The organism is Paraburkholderia sp. RL18-085-BIA-A, assembly GCF_046027075.1.
Classification (GTDB): domain Bacteria; phylum Pseudomonadota; class Gammaproteobacteria; order Burkholderiales; family Burkholderiaceae; genus Paraburkholderia.
Genome location: NZ_JARESU010000419.1, coordinates 1 through 1,472 on the forward strand (window position 1 = coordinate 1; position 1,472 = coordinate 1,472).

At 62.8% G+C, this 1,472-nt stretch carries 2 protein-coding genes; both read right to left on the reverse strand.

What is annotated here, in order from left to right; genetic code table 11:
- Positions 1–169: 169 nt before the first annotated feature.
- A complete protein-coding gene (locus tag P0D89_RS52925; RefSeq protein ID WP_408371240.1) occupies positions 170–376 on the reverse strand; it encodes a hypothetical protein in 207 nt (68 codons plus the stop codon).
- Positions 377–573: 197 nt separating this feature from the next.
- The gene (locus P0D89_RS52930; RefSeq protein WP_408371242.1) at positions 574–867 is read right to left on the reverse strand and encodes an HU family DNA-binding protein; all 294 of its coding nucleotides are present in this window, start codon (positions 865–867) and stop codon (positions 574–576) included.
- Positions 868–1,472: the final 605 nt, after the last annotated feature.

Below are 1,472 nucleotides of genomic sequence, written 5' to 3' on the forward strand. Positions count from 1 at the left end.
GTCCTTGATTGACATTGCGCACCAGTATAGAAGAGGTGAGACGTCGCATCTACAGGGGTGTAATGCGGGAACCGTTCAGGCGTGGTCGCACAGCAAGCGGCGTGGAATCGGCCGCGCCTCCGGATTCGGCGGCGCCAAGGTTGCTGGCCGCGCGCCATGGAGGCCGGGACTAAAAGAGCTGGGCGCCGAGCTCGTGCAGGCTGCCCCATTTCACCGTGCTCACGAATGTCCTGCCCGCTGTGTCGAGCGATTCGATCATCGCGCGCTGCCCACGCGCTTCCCCGATGACGCGCACGATGCGGGTCTGGTAGCGCAGCAGCGCACCGATGGTCGGGCACAAGGGCTGCCGCCGTGTCCGGGATCGTTTCTTTTCCATGCGGGTATCGGTATAGACAGGTAGCCAGGTGCGGGGCCGATATACGGCACGGCATCTCGCAGCAAATGCTACCAGGCCAGCCGACCTGAGTCCAGGCCGACAGCCTGATCCCTCCGTAGCCGACGCGACTGTCGCCCTACCGGTCGCGGCGGCTCACGAGACCGCTGGCGGCGACGTCCGGCGGCTTGCCTGCGGTTTCAGGCGCGGTTCACCGCATCCTTGAACGCCTTGCCTGCGGTGAACTTGACTGTCCTGGCGGCAGGGATCTGGATCTCCGCTCCGGTCGCCGGATTGCGACCGACCCGCGCGGCACGCGCACCGGTTGAAAACGAACCGAAGCCGATCAGCTGCACGGTATCGCCTTTCGTGACCGCTGCCGTGATGGTCGGGATCACCGCGTCGAGTGTCTCGCCCGTCGCGACCTTGCTGTCGCCGGTCTTTGCGGCAACAGCGTCCACCAGTTCCTGCTTGTTCATCGTGTCCTGCCTTATTGTGGTTGTGGAGATGCCGCCACCCTACCCGATCGGTGGGGCCTTGCGCAAATTGGGCCAGTCCCACCGGCCTGGCATCACCAGACCGATCACCTTGCGTTGCCTACTTATCTAAGCCGCGTCCAATGCGCTGACGGTTGATACCGGCCTGGCAAACTTTCGTGCATCGTGTGAAGCGGGTGCGGGCGGAGGTGTGAACCACTACCGTGGTTTACAACCGGCTCACTACCGCAGGTTGAATCCCGTCGTGCCAGTCAATAGGACCGCAGCCGATCAATCGAACCGCACCACTCTTCATGATCGATTTCGTCGCGACCATATGACGGTGTGGACCCGCTGCGAATCCTCCCGTTTCCGTCTAAAAATGCCGGTGCCTCGCGGACCTCCTCCACTGTCGCCCTTCCGTGTTCCCGTTGCGTCGCAACTCCGCCGCTGCTGCGCGTTGCATCGACGTCGCGACGCCCGCGCGCTGGCGGCCGACGACCGAAGCATGGATCGCGAAAGCGGATTCCGGATCGCCCCGTCAGTTTTGATAACTGCTATTTATCAAAACTGCATTTAATGGCCAGAATCCGGGGTTATCGCAATCAATCCCAGCGCTGGCG